This is a genomic window from Phenylobacterium aquaticum (genome assembly GCF_947378715.1).
Lineage (GTDB): Bacteria > Pseudomonadota > Alphaproteobacteria > Caulobacterales > Caulobacteraceae > Phenylobacterium > Phenylobacterium aquaticum_A.
The window spans coordinates 1-15,417 of sequence record NZ_CANCLE010000096.1; the positions used below are offsets into that span (position 1 = coordinate 1).

14 protein-coding genes and 1 pseudogene are annotated in these 15,417 nt (G+C 69.9%); 1 reads left to right on the plus strand and 14 read right to left on the minus strand.

What is annotated here, in order from left to right; all coding sequences use genetic code 11:
• The 14 genes and pseudogenes from Q7P21_RS13100 to Q7P21_RS13165 form a co-directional block, all read right to left on the minus strand.
• Positions 1-566: pseudogene (locus Q7P21_RS13100) on the minus strand (glutamine-synthetase adenylyltransferase); the annotation flags it as partial.
• 24 nt (positions 567-590) lie between these two features.
• Entirely contained in the window at positions 591-1,994 is a 1,404-nt protein-coding gene (locus Q7P21_RS13105; RefSeq protein WP_304164076.1) for a HAMP domain-containing sensor histidine kinase, read from the minus strand.
• Positions 1,995-2,009: 15 nt separating this feature from the next.
• The gene (locus Q7P21_RS13110) at positions 2,010-2,681 is read right to left on the minus strand and encodes a response regulator transcription factor (protein ID WP_304164074.1); all 672 of its coding nucleotides are present in this window, start codon (positions 2,679-2,681) and stop codon (positions 2,010-2,012) included.
• A gap of 25 nt (positions 2,682-2,706) precedes the next feature.
• Positions 2,707-4,266 (minus strand): Do family serine endopeptidase, encoded by a 1,560-nt coding sequence (locus Q7P21_RS13115; RefSeq protein ID WP_304164072.1) that lies wholly within the window; start codon positions 4,264-4,266, stop codon positions 2,707-2,709.
• Between the two features lie 149 nt (positions 4,267-4,415).
• Positions 4,416-4,868, minus strand: coding sequence for a cytochrome c-type biogenesis protein (locus Q7P21_RS13120; RefSeq protein ID WP_304177420.1), 453 nt, complete (start codon positions 4,866-4,868; stop codon positions 4,416-4,418).
• Entirely contained in the window at positions 4,865-6,844 is a 1,980-nt protein-coding gene (locus tag Q7P21_RS13125) for a heme lyase CcmF/NrfE family subunit (RefSeq protein WP_304164067.1), read from the minus strand. Before Q7P21_RS13125 ends, Q7P21_RS13120 begins: the two co-directional genes overlap by 4 nt.
• Positions 6,841-7,335, minus strand: a complete 495-nt coding sequence (gene ccmE, locus Q7P21_RS13130) for a cytochrome c maturation protein CcmE (protein ID WP_304164065.1) — start codon at positions 7,333-7,335, stop codon at positions 6,841-6,843. Before ccmE ends, Q7P21_RS13125 begins: the two co-directional genes overlap by 4 nt.
• Positions 7,332-8,417 (minus strand): c-type cytochrome biogenesis protein CcmI, encoded by a 1,086-nt coding sequence (ccmI, locus tag Q7P21_RS13135; RefSeq protein ID WP_304177422.1) that lies wholly within the window; start codon positions 8,415-8,417, stop codon positions 7,332-7,334. The genes ccmE and ccmI overlap by 4 nt, the downstream gene beginning before the upstream one ends.
• Positions 8,418-8,502: 85 nt before the next feature.
• The gene (locus Q7P21_RS13140) at positions 8,503-9,894 is read right to left on the minus strand and encodes a hypothetical protein (protein ID WP_304164062.1); all 1,392 of its coding nucleotides are present in this window, start codon (positions 9,892-9,894) and stop codon (positions 8,503-8,505) included.
• 123 nt (positions 9,895-10,017) lie between these two features.
• Positions 10,018-11,403, minus strand: a complete 1,386-nt coding sequence (locus Q7P21_RS13145; protein WP_304164060.1) for a sensor histidine kinase — start codon at positions 11,401-11,403, stop codon at positions 10,018-10,020.
• The gene (locus tag Q7P21_RS13150) at positions 11,400-12,092 is read right to left on the minus strand and encodes a response regulator transcription factor (RefSeq protein ID WP_304164058.1); all 693 of its coding nucleotides are present in this window, start codon (positions 12,090-12,092) and stop codon (positions 11,400-11,402) included. Before Q7P21_RS13150 ends, Q7P21_RS13145 begins: the two co-directional genes overlap by 4 nt.
• 10 nt (positions 12,093-12,102) lie before the next feature.
• Positions 12,103-12,441 carry a PepSY domain-containing protein gene (locus Q7P21_RS13155; protein WP_304164056.1) on the minus strand — a complete coding sequence of 113 codons (339 nt, stop codon included), beginning with the start codon at positions 12,439-12,441 and terminating at the stop codon, positions 12,103-12,105.
• Positions 12,442-12,523: 82 nt separating this feature from the next.
• Positions 12,524-13,468: a DnaJ C-terminal domain-containing protein gene (locus tag Q7P21_RS13160; RefSeq protein ID WP_304164054.1), complete on the minus strand. Its 945-nt coding sequence runs from the start codon at positions 13,466-13,468 to the stop codon at positions 12,524-12,526.
• A 103-nt stretch (positions 13,469-13,571) separates the two neighbouring features.
• Positions 13,572-14,036 carry a YcgN family cysteine cluster protein gene (locus tag Q7P21_RS13165; protein WP_304164052.1) on the minus strand — a complete coding sequence of 155 codons (465 nt, stop codon included), beginning with the start codon at positions 14,034-14,036 and terminating at the stop codon, positions 13,572-13,574.
• A 55-nt stretch (positions 14,037-14,091) separates the two neighbouring features.
• On the opposite strand from Q7P21_RS13165, the gene Q7P21_RS13170 reads away from it, so the two are divergent.
• The coding region (locus Q7P21_RS13170) for a transglycosylase domain-containing protein (RefSeq protein ID WP_304177423.1) at positions 14,092-15,417 on the plus strand (1,326 nt) is incomplete at its 3' end.

The window sequence follows — 15,417 nt, forward strand, 5'->3', positions numbered from 1 at the left end:
ATGTCGATGTCGCTGGAATAGTTCAGCTCATAGGCGCCGTGCTTGCCCATGGCGATGCAGAAGAAGCCCGGGACCGGGCCATAGTCGCCGAACTCCGGGGGGATCAGCCGACCCGCCTGGGCCTCCTCCCGCGCCGCCACGGTCAGGGCAGCCTGCAGGGTCGCGTCGGCGAAACGGGCCAGGGCCCGGGTCACGGCGTTCAGGTCCCAGGCGCCGCCCAGATCGGCCAGCGCGATCAGCAGATGGGCCTCGGCCTTCAGCCGGCGCAAAGCGCCCTTAGCGGCGGCGAGGTCGCCGATCCCCAGCGCTTCGGTGCGGGCCAGCAGGTCCTCGAACCGCGCCAGAGGATCGGCGCGCAGCAGGTCGGCCAGGCGGGCGGGATCGCGACGCGCCAGGCTGGCCAGATAGGTGGAGGCCCCGAAGACCGGCGCCAGCACCGGCCAGGCCTCGTCGAACAGCGGCGCGACGCCCGGATCAGCGGCGAGCAGCTGGCTCCTCAGCCGGTCGGCGGCGCGGGCGTCGATCACCGGGCCACAGGGGCCCATTTGGTCGAGGAGGCGAGTCATGGCCCCCAGCCTAGCACCGCCTGGCTAGAGCGCGCGCGGCAGGATCAGGGCGACGCGCAGGCCCGGGCCGATCTCACCCACCTTGCCGGGACCTTCAGCCAGCTCCAGCCGTCCGCCATGGGCCTCGGCCACCGCGCCCACCAGGGACAGGCCCAGGCCCGCGCCGGGTTCATTGCGGCTGTTCTCCAGGCGCACGAAGCGCTGGACCACCCGCTCGCGGTCCTCCTCCGGCACGCCCGGGCCGGTGTCGGTGACCGAGAACTCCACCTCGCCCGAAGACCGCCGGCGGACCCGCAGCATGATCGCCCCGCCCGACGGGGTGTACTTCACCGCATTGTCGAGGATGTTGGCCAGCGCCTGGGCCAGGAACTCCTGGTTGCCGCGAATGGTCAGGTCGGGGATCAGCTCGGCCTTGAAGTCGATGCCCTTGTCTTCGCAGAGCGGCTCGTAGAGCTCGGCGATGTCGGCGCCCAGGACGGCGGGGTCGATATTGGTCGGATTGGGCGCCTGGCCGGCGGCCTGCAGCCGGGCGATGGCCAGCACCGCGCCAAAGGTCTTCAGCACCCCGTCGGTGTCGTCCAGCGCCTGGGCCAGAGCCTCCTCGGCATTGCCCTTGCCGGCTTCGACGTCGAGATAGGCGACCTCGAGGCGCGCGCGCAGGCGGGTGAGCGGCGAGCGCAGGTCGTGGGCGATGGCGTCGCCGGCGTGGCGGTGGCCGGCCATGGAGCGCTCCAGCCGGTCCAGCATCTCGTTCAGCCCCTCGGCCAGTTCGTCGAACTCATCGCGGGCCCCGCGCACATGGGCGCGCGCGCCCAGGTCGCCGTTGCGCACGGCGGTGACCACGTCGGTCAGGCCGGCCATGCTGCGGCTGACATTGCGGCTCACCAGGACGCCACCCAACAGCCCCAGCACAATGATCAGGGCGCCGGCGCCCCACAGGGCGCGCACGATCTTGACCACATAGGCCTCGTCCTCGCCGATGTCGGCGCCGACGAACAGGATCTCGCCGCCGCCCATCCGCTCCTGCAGGCCCCGCGCCGGATGCTTGATGGCCCGGCCCTGGACGTCGGCGTCGGTCACGGAAAAGCTGGTCCAGGTGGGCGTGCCGTCGAACTTGTCGAGCGGGCTCTCGGCGATGGAGCCGGAGATTCGTGCGCCATCCGGCTTCATCAGCAGATAGAGGAACGGCCGCTCGCTGGCGGCCCGCTCGATCAGCGACTGGTTCAGGGCGTCCATGCCGGCGCGGTCATAGGCCGCCGCCAGGGAGCGCATCTCGCGGGTGATCTCCTGATCGGTCCGCCGCGTCGCTTCGCCCGCCGTCGCCACATAGATATAGGCCAGGAAGGCGCTGGCCGCCGCCGCGAACAGGGCGAGGAACAGCAAGGTCAGCCGGAACGGCGTGGTCCGAAAGAGGCGAGGCAGGCGCATCAGCAGCGCCGGTCGCTACGCGTCCAGGCGGTAGCCCGCCCCGCGGACCGTCTGCAGCATCGGACGATCGAAACCCTTGTCGATCTTCGAGCGCAGACGCGAAATGTGGACGTCGATGACGTTGGTCTGGGGGTCGAAGTGATATTCCCAGACCTTCTCCAGCAGCATGGTCCGGGTCACCGACTGGCCGGCATGGCGCATCATGAATTCCAGCAGCTGGAACTCCCGGGGCTGGAGGTCGATCTCCTTGCCCTGGCGGTGCACGGAGCGGCCGATCAGGTCCATCTCCAGCTCGCCGACCCTGAGCAGGGTCTGGACCGAGCCGGTCTCGCGGCGGCGCGACAGGGCCTCGACCCGGGCGATCAGCTCGGCGAAGGCGTAGGGCTTGACCAGATAGTCGTCGCCCCCGGCCTTCAACCCCGCCACCCGGTCATTGATCTCGCCCAGCGCCGAGAGGAACAGGACCGGGGTCTGGTCCCCCTCGCGCCGGATGGTCTCGATCAGGGTGACCCCGTCCATCTTGGGCATCATGCGGTCGACGATCATCACGTCGAACTCCCCGCCGCGGGCGGCGTTGAGGCCCTCCTCGCCGTCCGCCGCCTGGGTGCAGGCGTGGCCGCCGTCACTCAGGCCGCGCACCATGGCTTCGGCCGCTTCCAGGTCGTCCTCGACGATCAGTATCCGCATGATTCGCCCCCAGCGATTTTCGGAGTTAGCCGGAAACCTTGATCGGCAGGAAGATGGTGCGTCCGCTGCGGCGGACCCCCATCAGTATGCTGGGCCGGCCCGCCTTCTTGGCGGCGTCCACGGCGGCGGCGACGTCGGAGGCCAGGGCCACGTCCCGGTCGCCGGCGCGAACGATGATGTCGTCCTTGCGCAGGCCCTTGGTCGCCGCGTCTGACGACTGGTCGACACTGGTGACCATCGCCCCCTTGATATTGGCCTCGACACCGATCCGGCGGCGATTGGCGTCGTCCAGGGGCGCGAGCGCCAGGCCCAGGACCACCGGCGACTTCGGCTGGCCGGCCCCCTGGTCGGCGCCGGCGCCGTCTTCACCACCACGATTGTCGTTGGCGGCCAGCTGCTGCTCGCTGGGGCGGGTGCCCGAGCGAACCTCGATGGTCTTGGCCTTGCCGTCGCGCAGGACGTTCAGGCGCAGGCTGTCGCCTGCATGGGCCTTGGCGACCTCGCGGGTCAGTTCGGACGAGGTCTTCACCGTCACGCCATTGACCGAGGTCACCACATCGCCCGGCTGCAGGCCGGCGCGCTGGGACGGACCGCCCGGGACCAGGTCGGCGACGATGGCGCCCTTCTGGCCAGGCGTGCCCTGGGCTTCGGCCATTTCCGAGGTGAAGTTCTGGATCGAGGCGCCGATATAGCCGCGGCTGATCTTGCCGCCGGCGATCAGCTGCTTGGTGGTCGCGTCGGCGACGTCGGCGGGAATGGCGAAGCCGATGCCGACCGAACCGCCCGTGGGCGAGAAGATCGCGGTGTTCACCCCGATCACCCGGCCATAGATGTCGAAGGTCGGACCGCCGGAATTGCCCCGGTTGATGGGGGCGTCGATCTGGATGTAGTCGACGAAGGTCTCGCCGATGTCGCGGCCATAGGCCGAGATGATGCCGGCGGTGGCGGTGCCGCCCAGGCCGAAGGGATTGCCGACCGCGATCACCCAGTCGCCGACCCGGGGCTTGGCCGAGTTCTCGAAGTTCACGAAGGTGAAGTTGTCGCCCTTGACCTTGATGACGGCCAGGTCGGTGCCCTCGTCGCGGCCGACCACGACGGCGTCCAGCTCGCGCTCGTCCTTGAGCACGACCTTGATGGTCTCGGCGTTCTCGACCACGTGGTTGTTGGTGACGATGTAGCCGTCCGAGGAGATGAAGAAGCCGGAGCCGGCCGATTGCTGGGTCGGCAGGCGGGGCTGGCCCTTGCCATTCGACGGCGCGCCCTCCTCGTCGTCCTCACCGCCCGGCGCCTGGCGCGGAACGATGTCGAAGGGCAGGCCCGGGATCTGGCGGCGCAGGGCGCTGGCGTCGACCTTGGAGGTCACATTGATCGACACCACCGCCGGCGAGACCTGCTGGAAGATGTCGGCGAAGGACAGCGGCGCGCCGGGCGGGGGCGCGAAGATCGGCGCCGTGGAGGCCCGGATCATCTGGGGCGTTTCGGCCTGGGCCGACGGCATGCGCATGCCGACGCCGGCCATGGCGGCGGTGACGATGCCCGCACCCGCGACGACGCCCAGGAGGTAACCGGTCTTCTTCGAGGTCATATGCCTTGTGTTCCCTGTGGGCGCCCGGGAGCCATACCACGGTCCCGTCGCCAACAACTTAGGTTCGATGCCTGAGAGCGTAAGTGCCCTCAAGTTACGTTTAGGTCACCCTGGGCGCCGCAAGGCGACCGATCTGGGGCGCAATCGTGTCATCGTTCGGCGTCGTCGGCGAGCCCCGCCAGACGCTTGGCCTCTTCCGGCGACAGGTCTTCGCTATCAACGGCCCGGCGACGGCGGAGGTTGCCGCGCCACAGCAACAGACCCAGGCCCACCACCGCGAAGGGCGCGCCCCACAGGGCGGCGTTGCCCAGCGAGAAGGCCGGCTTCAGCAGCACGAACTCGCCATAGCGCGAGACCAGATAGGCGCGCACCTGCTGGTCCGTGCGGCCGGCCTTGATCTCGTCGCGCACCAGCCGGCGCAGATCGGCGGCGAGCTCGGCCTGCGAATCGTCGATCGACTCGTTCTGACAGACCAGGCAGCGGACCTCCTGGAAGATCGCCCGGGCGCGGGCCTCCTGGGACGGATCCGCCAGGCGCTCGGCCGGATCGGCCGCGGCGGCCATGCAGAGCACGGCGGCCAATATCGCCAGGCCCCGCCTCATGCCGGCCGCGCCGCGCGCTTGCCGACCCCCAGCCGCAGCCGGCGGTCGGACAGGGAGATGAAGCCGCCCAGCGCCATGATCACCGGGCCGATGAAGATGAACAGCGCCCAGGGGTTCCAATAGGCCCGCACCAGCCAGACCGGCGCCTTGGCGCCGGCGGCCTCGCGCCGTTCGCCCAGCACCACATAGAGGTGGTTGGCCCCGCGCGTGCAGATGGCGACCTCCGACGTGGTCTGGCCGCCGGCCGGATAGAAGCGGCGTTCGGGGCGCGGCGTGCAGATCTCACGGCCGTTGCGGACCGCGTGGAGGGTGGCGCGCTCGGCGTCATAGTTGGGGCCATCGACGCCCTGGACCTTTTCCAGGGTCAGCTCATAGGCGCCGAGCTTCAGGTGGCCGCCGAGCGACAGGGTCTCGGCCGCCTCGACCTTCCAGCCGGTCTCGACACAGGCGCCCAGCACGAAGACGCCCAGGCCGATATGGGCCAGGGTCATGCCCCAGGCGCCGCGCGGCAGGCCGGTCAGACGACGGCGGGTCTCGGCCCAGTCGCCGGCGAAGGCGCGGCTGCGCTCGGCCAGTTCCGACAGGGTCCCGCCGATCAGCCAGACGCCGAGCGCGATGCCGGCGCAGGCGAAGGCTTTGCGCGGGCTGACCATGGCATAGGCGGCCAGGCCCGCGCCGACGGCGATCAGGGCGGCCAGACCCAGGCGCTGGGCCACGCCCTGGGCGTCGGCGCGCTTCCACGACAGCAGCGGCCCGGCCGGGACCAGCAGGATCAGCGCCGTCATCAGCGGGGTGAAGGTCAGGTTGAAATAGGGCGGGCCGACCGAGATCGATTCGCCGGTCAGGGCTTCGCGGATCAGCGGATAGAGGGTGCCGAGCAGCACCGTCGCCGTGGCGGCGGCCAGCAGGATATTGTTGAGCACCAGCGCGCTTTCCCGGCTGACCGGGGCGAACAGGCCGCCGGGCGCCAGGCTGGGCGCGCGCCAGGCGAACAGCAGGAAGCCGGACCCCGCCGTCACCCCCAATATGATCAGCAGCAGCACGCCCCGGGTCGGATCGACCGCGAAGGCGTGGACCGAGGTCAGCACGCCGGAGCGCACCAGGAAGGCGCCCAGCATCGAGAAGGTGAAGGCGGCCATGGCCAGGAACACCGTCCAGCCGGACAGCGCCCCGCGCTTCTCGGTGACCACGGCGGAGTGCAGCAGGGCCGTGGCGATCAGCCAGGGCATGAAGCTGGCGTTCTCGACCGGATCCCAGAACCACCAGCCGCCCCAGCCGAGCTCGTAATAGGCCCAGAAGGCGCCCAGCGTGATGCCGATGGTCAAGAGGCTCCAGCCGGCCAGGGCCCAGGGACGCACCCAGCGGGCCCAGGCGGCGTCGACCCGACCCTCGACCAGGGCGGCGGCGGCCAGGGAGAACACCACCGACAGCCCGACATAGCCGGAATAGAGGAAGGGCGGATGCACCGCGAGCGCCGGGTCCTGCAGCAGCGGATTGAGCGAGCGGCCCTCCACCGGCGGATCGAGCAGGCGCACAAAGGGATTGGAGGCGAAGACCGTATAGGCCAGGAACACCGTGCCCAGCAGGCCCTGGGTCGCCACGGTCACGGCCTTGAGGCCGGCCGGCAGCCCACGCCCCAGCATGGCGACGGCGGCGCCGAAGCCGGTCAGGGCCAGGCACCAGAGCAGCATCGAGCCCTCGTGGCTGCCCCAGGTCCCGGCCACCCGATAGAGCAGCGGCTTTTCGGTGTGGGAATTGGCCGCGACATTGGCCACCGAGAAATCCGAGACCACAAAGGCGTGCATCAGGGCGGCGAAGGCGATCGCCACGCCGAGGAACGCGGCCAGGGCCGCGCCCTCCCCCGCCCCGGCCAGCACGGCCGAGCGGCGGACCCGCGCCGCGCCCGACAGGACAACCTGGGTCAGGGACAGCACCAGGCCCAGGATCAGGGCGAAGCCGCCGATCTCGTCGATCATGTGCCGGAACCCGGAGCCTGATAGGCGGCGACCGCCCCATCGCCGCGCCATTCACCCTGCTTCTTCAAGGCCTTGGAGACCTCGCGCGGCATGTAGCGCTCATCGTGCTTGGCCAGGACCTGCTTGGCCTGGAACACCCCGTCGCCCCGGAAGGACCCGGTGGCGACAATTCCCTGCCCCTCGCGGAACAGATCGGGCAGGTCGCCCTGATAGGAGACCAGGGCCTTGGCCGTCTGGTCGCGGACCACGAAATCGACGCGGCCATCGGCGGTCTTCACGACGCTGCCCTTCTCGACCAGCCCGCCCAGCTGGATCGCGCGACCGGCCGGCGGCTTGGCCGCCAGCGCCTGGGAGGGGGTGTAGAAATAGGAGATCGAGTCCGACAGGCCAAACAAGGTCAGCCCCACCGCCAGCGCCAGGACCGGAGCTATGGCCGCCACCAGGATCAGGCGGCGCCGCGCCTTGGGAGACTTGGGAAGCCAGCCGCTCATTTCATCGGTTCCGTCTTGGCCGCGGCGTCCAGCTCGGCCTGGATGGCGGCCTGGCCGGCGAAGCGCTTGCGCGCCTGCGCCAAGGTCGCGTCACGCTTGGCGCTCTCGCCCAGCACCGCATAGGACCGCACCAGCCGCACCCAGCCCTCGGGATCGTCCGGCTGGGTCTTCAGCCGCTCGGCCAGGCCGGCGACCATGCCGCGGATCATGTCGATCTGGCCGCCGGGCGGAGCGGCGGCGACGGCGGAGGTCTCGGACCGGGCCTCGACGATCGCCTGTTGCAGGGCGGGGCGGCGGGGATCATTGGCCGGCAGGTCGGCCAACAGCGCCGTCCAGGCGGCCAGGCCGCCGGCCTTGTCGCCGGACATCACCCGCGAGCGAGCCAGGTGGAACCGGGCGGCGATCGAGGTCGGATCCCGCTTCAGAGCCTCGCGAAAGGCGTTGTCGGCCTCGGGCGACGGCGCGCCGCCGCCCTCGACCACCAGGGACTGGCCCAGCAGTTCCCAGAGATCGGCGCGGCCGGGGGCGAGCGTGATGGCGTGGCGCAGGGCGCGGCCGGAGGCCGAGGTGTTCTCCGCCGCACTCTCGGCCAGGGCCAGATAGCGCCAGGCGTCGGGATCCTTGGGCCGTTCGGTGGCGACCTGGCGCATGACGGCGGCCAGCGCCGCCGGCGGCAGGGTCTGGAGGTCGGCGGCCCGCCATTGGCTCAGCCGATGCTTGAAACTGTCGTCGGGCAGGCCGGGCGATCCGACCCAGAGATAGAGGCCCAGCGCCAGGACCGGCGCCAGGCCGGCGGCGATCAGCACGGGGCGTCGCTCGCCTGCGTCATGGCTCCAGGGCTGGGCGGTGGCGTCGGCGGCGGTCAGCAGGCGGCGGCTGGCTTCGGCCCGGGCCGCGCCGCGTTCCGCCTCCCCGATCAGGCCGCGATCGGCCAGGTCGTCGATCTCGGTCAACTGGCGGCGATAGACATCGAGCGTCGGGTCGGTGGTCCCGACGTTGGCGGCCGCTCGTGCGGCGCGATGAAGGACGAGGCCGGCCGTGGCGGCCGCTAGCACGCCCGCCGCCACCCATAAGGCGATCATGGGCGGGCTTTAGCGGAATCGCGGGCGCGAAGCGAGGGGTCTGGAGGCCGCGCCGGACGATATCGTCAAGGCGGCGCCCAGGGCGTCAGGCGATGGCGGCCGGCGGCTCGGGCGGCAGGAGGCCACGGGCCTGGTCCACGGCCACGGCGGTGCGGCGGCGAACGATGTCCCCGGCCCGGGGCTCACGGATCAGGGCGGCGCAATTGGCGGCCACTTCCAGATAGCTGGCGGCCAGGGTGAAGTCGCGCACCGAGCCGTCGCGGACCAGGGCCAGGCTTTCCTCGACATAGAAATCGAGCTGTTCGGCCGCCTTCTCCAGCACCTTGGCGCGGGTGGAGGCGAAGCCGCCATAGTTGGAGCTGGTGCGGATGGCCTCGACGAAGGTCAGGACCGCCATGGCCCGCTCGATCGCCCGGGGTTCCGGGTCGGTGGTGAAGCGGGGCAGCTCCTTGCTCATCCGGGCGACCTTGACCTGCTGGGTCGGCAGGGCCGCGCCCAGCAGCTTGCCGACTTCACGCAGGCGGCCCTCGACGCAGCCGGCCAGCTGGCCCTTCTGCTTCTTGACGCGTCCGCCCCAGCCGCCCTCGGTGGCCAGCTCGATGCCGCCCTCCATCTCGGCGATCTGGCGGGTCACCAGTTCAACGACCGTCGCGGCCTGCTTGCCGGACTTGGCGCCGCCATCCAGGTCGAACTTGGCGATATGGGTCAGGTTCTGGTCGATCTGGTCCATCACCCGCAGGGCGAAGATCGACAGTTCGGAGGCGGCCAGATAGCGCTCGGCCGGGTGATCCATGACCGCCGAGACGATCCGCAGGATCGTCCAGGGCTCGGCCATCTGGGCCGACAGCATTTCGAAGAAGCGCGGCGCGGCGTCCTCGGAGACCGTGATCGCGTCCTTATAGGCCAGGCGGGCGGCTGCGGCGCGCTCGTCCGTGGTCCGGGTGATCCAGTCGGGCAGGCGCAGGGTCGCTGCGCGGACGATGGCGCCGATGTCCAGGCAGGCGGCCAGCGCGTAGGCGCATCCGGGCCGAACCGCGTCGAGGCAGTCGGCGGCGGCGATGAAGTCACGGGATTCGCGATTGCGCAGCCCTTCGGCGGCGCGCGCCACCAGGGCGTCCAGCGGCTCGGGTGAGGTCTCGTCGGGGCGGAAGTCGGCCATGATGCGCGCGGCCAGGGCGACCTCGCCGGGGGCTTCGGCCTTCAGGCCACGCCAGATCAGCGCCAGGGCCCGGGCGGGAAACACCAGGCGGGTGGTCAGCTTGCCATCGCCGAAGAACAGGGGGGCGACCGGAGCCAGGACCGCGTTGCGCAGGCGGCGATCGGCCATCTCGGATTCGACCAGCTGGCGGACACCCGCCAGGGCGCTGTCGCCGGAAGCGGCGGACAGGGCGTTCTGGAGACCGCCGACAATCTTGTCCGGCGCGGATTCCACCAGGTGTCGGACGATTTCAATTTTGTGGTCGGACAGACCCGGCATGAGGCGCTCCAGACCCGGAACAGGCCCGCGTCCTGATCATCCTTCGCCGCCCCGAGTTAAGGTTTTCCAAAAGCTAAGGAAAACGGGTAGCGCCGTTCTGCGACAAATTGGCAACTAGAAGTTTCAAGTCTCAGCCCGGGGCAACTCCATATCGACCAGCAGACCGCCCAGCCGCGACTCGCCCAGCTTCAGCACGCCGCCATAGGCGCGGGCCAGTTCGTCGATGATGTTGAGCCCCAGACCCGATCCCGGCGCTGATTCGTCGAGCCGCGCGCCGCGCAGCAGGGCCGCCTCGCGCCCTTCTGGCGTAAGGCCTGGGCCATCATCCTCGATGGTCAGACGCAGGCGCTGGGGGCTGATCTGCTCGGCCCGCGCCCGCACCTTGCCCCGGCACCACTTGCAGCCGTTCTCCATGGCGTTGCCGGCCAGTTCGAGGAAGTCCTGGCGCTCACCCAGAAAGTGCAGATCGTCGGCGGCGTCCCAATCAATGACCACGCCCTTGTCCTGAAAAATTCGCTCCAGGGTGCGAGATAATTCGTCCAGCACCTCGGCGACCCCTGTGCGTTCGCCCGAGCCCTGGGTGCGCGCCGCCGCGCGGGCGCGGCGAAGATGGTGGTCGACCTGCAGGCGCATGGCCTCGGACTGGCGGGTCACCACGTCAGACAGCGGCCCGGGCTGCTGCCCCGCTTCGGTCAACATCACCGACAACGGGGTCTTCAGGGCGTGGGCCAGATTGCCGACATGGGTCCGCTGACGCTCCACGACTTCCTGGTTGTGCGCCATCAGGGCGTTGAGTTCATCGGCCAGGGGGGTGAGCTCGGTGGGATAGTCGCGCACCACCCGCTCGGCCTGGCCGCGGCGAATCTGGGCCACCTCGCGGCGCAGGGCGAACAGCGGGTTGAGGCCCACGCGAACCTGGATCACCACCGCCGCCATCAGGCCGACGCCCAGCAGCAGGAACACCACCGCCGTCGCGGCGATGAAGCTCTTGATGTCATTGTCGACCGGGGTGCGGTCCTCGGCGGCCATGAAGATCACCGGCGTCGCGCGGCCCGGCAGCTTGGCCTGGCTGACCCTGGCCCGCAGTGGCTCTTCCAGCGGACCGCGCGTGTCATAGGAGACCGGCTCACCGGGATTGGCGCCCAGCCGGGCGACGGCGCCGACCGGCGCGCGCAGGTCGCTGTCCCAGAGCGAGCGGGAGCGGACCAGGATGTGCAGCTTGCCGCCGGACGGCTCGGCGATCTGCCAGTACTTGCCGGAATAGGCCCGCAGCGCCCGCAGGTCGGTGAGCGCGGGGGCCAGGACCTGGCCCTTGTCGCCGATGGTGGCCCCGGCGACCAGATTGTCGATCAGCTCGGAAAGGCCCTGGTCGAAACGCCGCAGGGCCGCCTGCTGGAACAGCAGGGACAGCACCAGGGCCGAGACCAGCAGCACCGCGAGGCTCCAGCCTGCGGCCAGGATCACCAGCCTGCGGACAAGCGAAGGACGGCGCAGGTCCTCGAAGTTCACGGGCGGGCCGCCTCGCCCCCCAGTTCCTCGGCCGGCGCGGTCAGCCGGTAGCCGAGGCCGCGAACGGTGTCGATGCGGTCGGAGCCGATCTTCTTGCGCACCCGGCCGATGAACACCTCGATGGTGTTGGAATCGCGGTCGAAGTCCTGGTCATAGAGATGCTCGACCAGCTCGGTGCGGCTGATCACCCGGCCCTGGTGCATCATCAGATAATGCAGCAGGCGGTATTCCAGCGAGGTGAGCCGCAGGGGCTCGCCATTGACGCTGGCGCGGGCCGCGCGGGGGTCCAGGCGCAGGCCGCCGACCGACAGGCTGGGCGCCGCATGGCCGGCGGCGCGGCGCAGCAGGGCGCGCAGCCGGGCCAGCAGTTCCTCGGTGTGGAAGGGCTTGGTCAGATAGTCGTCGGCCCCGGCGTCGAAGCCGGCCACCTTCTCGCTCCAGGCGCCGCGCGCCGTCAGGATCAGGACCGGCGTGGAGACTGACCCTCGGCGCCAGCGCTCCAGCACCGAGACCCCGTCGACCTTGGGCAGGCCCAGGTCGAGCACCACGGCGTCATAGGGTTCCGTCTCGCCGAGGAACTGGGCCTCTTCGCCATCGGGGGCGTGGTCCACCGCATAGCCGGCGTCGGCCAGGGCCGCCTTCAGCTGCCGCGACAGATCCGGATCGTCCTCGACCAGCAGGATGCGCATGAGATTCCTCTTAGCCGCCCTGGCGGCCGATGATGGCGCCGGTCTCGGCGTCGACGATGAAGATCATCACCCGGTTGTCCGGGGTCTGCCACTGGACAAAATAGGCGGGCCGGCCGCCGTAGTCGCCCATGGTGGTGTTGAGCTGGCGGCCCGGAACCCCGGAGCCTCGGATGGCGGCGATCACGCGGGCCAGCGGCACCTGGCGTCCGCCGCGCACGGCGTCGCGCGCCTGGTCCTGATCCCCACGGCCGGCGCCATAGGACGGCCGCCCGTAGTCAGGATAGCCCTGGGCCGAGGCGGTCAAGGGCGCCGCCGCGAGCAGGACAAGTATGGCGAGATACCGCTTCATCTTCGCTGGTCTAGGCGCCCCTGACTGAACCCAAGCTGAATAGCCGGTTTATGAAGTCGCAACGGGGTCCTGTCACGCCCGCTCAACCGGGGCGGCGGCGCGGCGTGTAGGGACGCTCAGAGCGCCAGCGCTCGGCGAAGCTCTCAAGCTCCGGATCGGGCGCCTCGGGCAGCATCAGCACGATGCGGGCGATCAGGTCGCCGCGCTTGCCGACCGCGTTGGACAGGCCCTTGCCCTTGAGCCGCAGCGCCTGGCCCGAATTGGCCCCCTTGGGCACGGTCAGCGTCACCGCGCCATCCGGGGTCGGAGCCTGGACCTTGCCGCCCAGCACCGCGTCCGGCACCGAGACCAGCAGATCCATCACCAGGGTGTCGCCTTCGCGCTTGAAGACCGGATGCGGGCGGATGGCCAGGTCGATCAGGGCGTCGCCCGGGCCGCTGCGGCCGGGCGAGCCCTGGCCCTTGAGCCGCAAGGTCTGGCCGTCCTCGGCGCCCTTGGGAATGCTGACATCGATGGTGCGACCGTCGGAAAAGGCGATGCGCTTCTTGCCGCCCTGGATCGCCTCTTCCAGGTCGATCTCAAGCTTGGCGCGAACATCGGCGCCGCGCTGGGAGAAGCCGCCGAAGCCGCCGCCCGCCCCGCCGCCGCCGCCCGGTCGCCCGCGTCCCAATATGTCGCCGAACAGGTCGGAGAGGTCGATATTGTCGAAGCCCTCCTGGCGTCCGGGGCTCCAGCCCTGGGAAAACCCGCCGCCCTGGCCGCCTTGACCACCCCCGCCGCCGCCAAAGCCGCGCATGGTCTCACGCCCGTCGGCGTCGATCTCGCCGGCGTCGAACTTCTTCTTCTTGGCCGCGTCGCCCAGGATGTCGAAGGCGGCGGTGACCCGCTTGAACTTCTCTTCCGAGGTCTTGTCGCCTGCGGTGGTGTCGGGGTGGTGCTGCTTGGCGAGCTTGCGGAACGCCTTGCGAATCTCGTCGGCGCTGGCGCCGCGAGACACACCCAGTTCCTGATATGGATCGCCCGCCAAGGAATAGCCCTTCAGATGCTGTGGAAACTCTCGGCCTCAATTAGGCGGTTTGGCCAGGGGCGCAAGAGCGGTTGTTGCAGAAAAGACACAGGGGGTTGCGCGGTCAGTCCCGGCCCCGCTCCTCCATGAGGTCCCAGGCCGCATAGTCTATGGCCTCGTCCGGATCATCCAGGGTCGCCTCGCTGATGGTTTGTCCCCGCACCGAGACCCCGGCCGCATGGACGCTTTCCGGGTCGCCACTGACCAGCGGATGCCAATCCGCCAGGCCGCGACGCTCATTGATCCGCCGGTAGGCGCAGGACAATGGCATCCAGGCCAGCCGCTCGACATTGTGCGGCGTCAATTTAATGCAGTCCGGAACGTGGCGTTTGCGGTCCGCATAGTCAGAACAGCGGCACTTATCGGGGTCGAACAGCTTGCAATGCACGCGCGTGGGGATGATCTCCCCGCTGTCTTCATCCTCGAAGCGAACAAGGCAGCACAAGCCGCAGCCATCGCATAGGCTCTCCCACTCCGGGACAGTCATTTGTTCGAGGGATTTTGTTTCCCAGAAAGGTCTTTTGGACATGCTAAGCAGCGTCCTAGACCAATCCCCAGCCGCCTCTCACTAGTTTTCTCGCACCGTGTCCGACTGGAACCTCGAACCCTACCGCTTTACGGACGGCAAACCGGCCCAGCCCGAGGCCGCGCCTGCGGCTGCGCCGGAGCTTGATCCGTTCGAGGGTGAGACCCGCGCGCCCGAGGAAACCTTCCGCGCCGACCTGCCCGCCAAGAAGGCGAAGAAGGCCAAACCGCCCAAGCCGCCCAAACCTCCGAAGCCGCCGCGTCGCCGTGGTGGTGGTGGTGGTGGAAGCGGCGGCGGTCCGCGCCGGCGACGGCGCTGGGCCTGGGTCTTGCCGGCGATCGGCGCGCTCGTGGTGGTCCTGGCGCTCGCGGGCCTGGGCGGGGCGATCTATATCCGACAGGTCTATCTGCAGGACATCCCGCCCTTGCCGGCGCGGGAGCAGCTCTATGCGATCAACCGCGCCCCGGCGATCCGGTTCTTCGACAAGAACGGCGTGCAGATCGCCATGCGCGGCCCGAAATACGGCGACCGCCTGTCCCTGAACCAGCTGCCGGACTATGTGCCCAAGGCCTTCCTGGCGGCGGAGGACAAGCGCTTCTACCACCACGGGCCCATCGATCCCCTGGGCATAGTGCGCGCGGCCTTCGCCAACTACCGCGCCGGCCACGTGGTGCAGGGTGGCTCGACCCTGTCGCAGCAACTGGCCAAGGGCCTGTTCCTGACCCCGGACCAGACCCTGAAGCGCAAGCTGCAGGAGGCCGTCATGGCCATGCGGCTGGAGAAGATGCTGAGCAAGGACGAGGTCCTTGAGCTCTACATCAACCGCACCTTCTTCGGCGCCAGCACCTATGGCATCGACGGCGCCTCGCGCACCTATTTCGGCAAGCCCGCCAGCCAGCTCACCCTGGCGGAGGCGGCCCTGCTGGCCAGCCTGCCCAAGGCGCCTTCGCGCATGGCCCTGAACCACAACATGGTCGGCGCCCTCGCTCGCCAGCGGCTGGTGCTGGAGAACATGCGCCAGGAGGGCTGGATCACCGCCGAGGAGATGGAGACGGCGGTCGCCGACACGCCCCGGCTCAGCCCCACCGCCCTCGGTAACGACGGGGACATGGGCTATGCGCTCGACTACGCCACCACCGAGGTCCTGAAGCTGGTCGGCCCCAATTCGCCGGACCTGATGGTGCGTCTGACCATCGATCCCCGGCTGCAGCTGGCCGGCGGCCAGGTGCTGCGCCAGGTGGTCGGCACGACAGGCGCAGCGGCGGGGGCCAGCCAGGGCGCCCTGGTGGCCATGTCCTCGGACGGCGCCATCCGCACCATGGTCGGCGGCCTCGACTATAGTCAGAGCGTCTTCAACCGCGCGGTCCAGGCGCGCCGGCAGCCG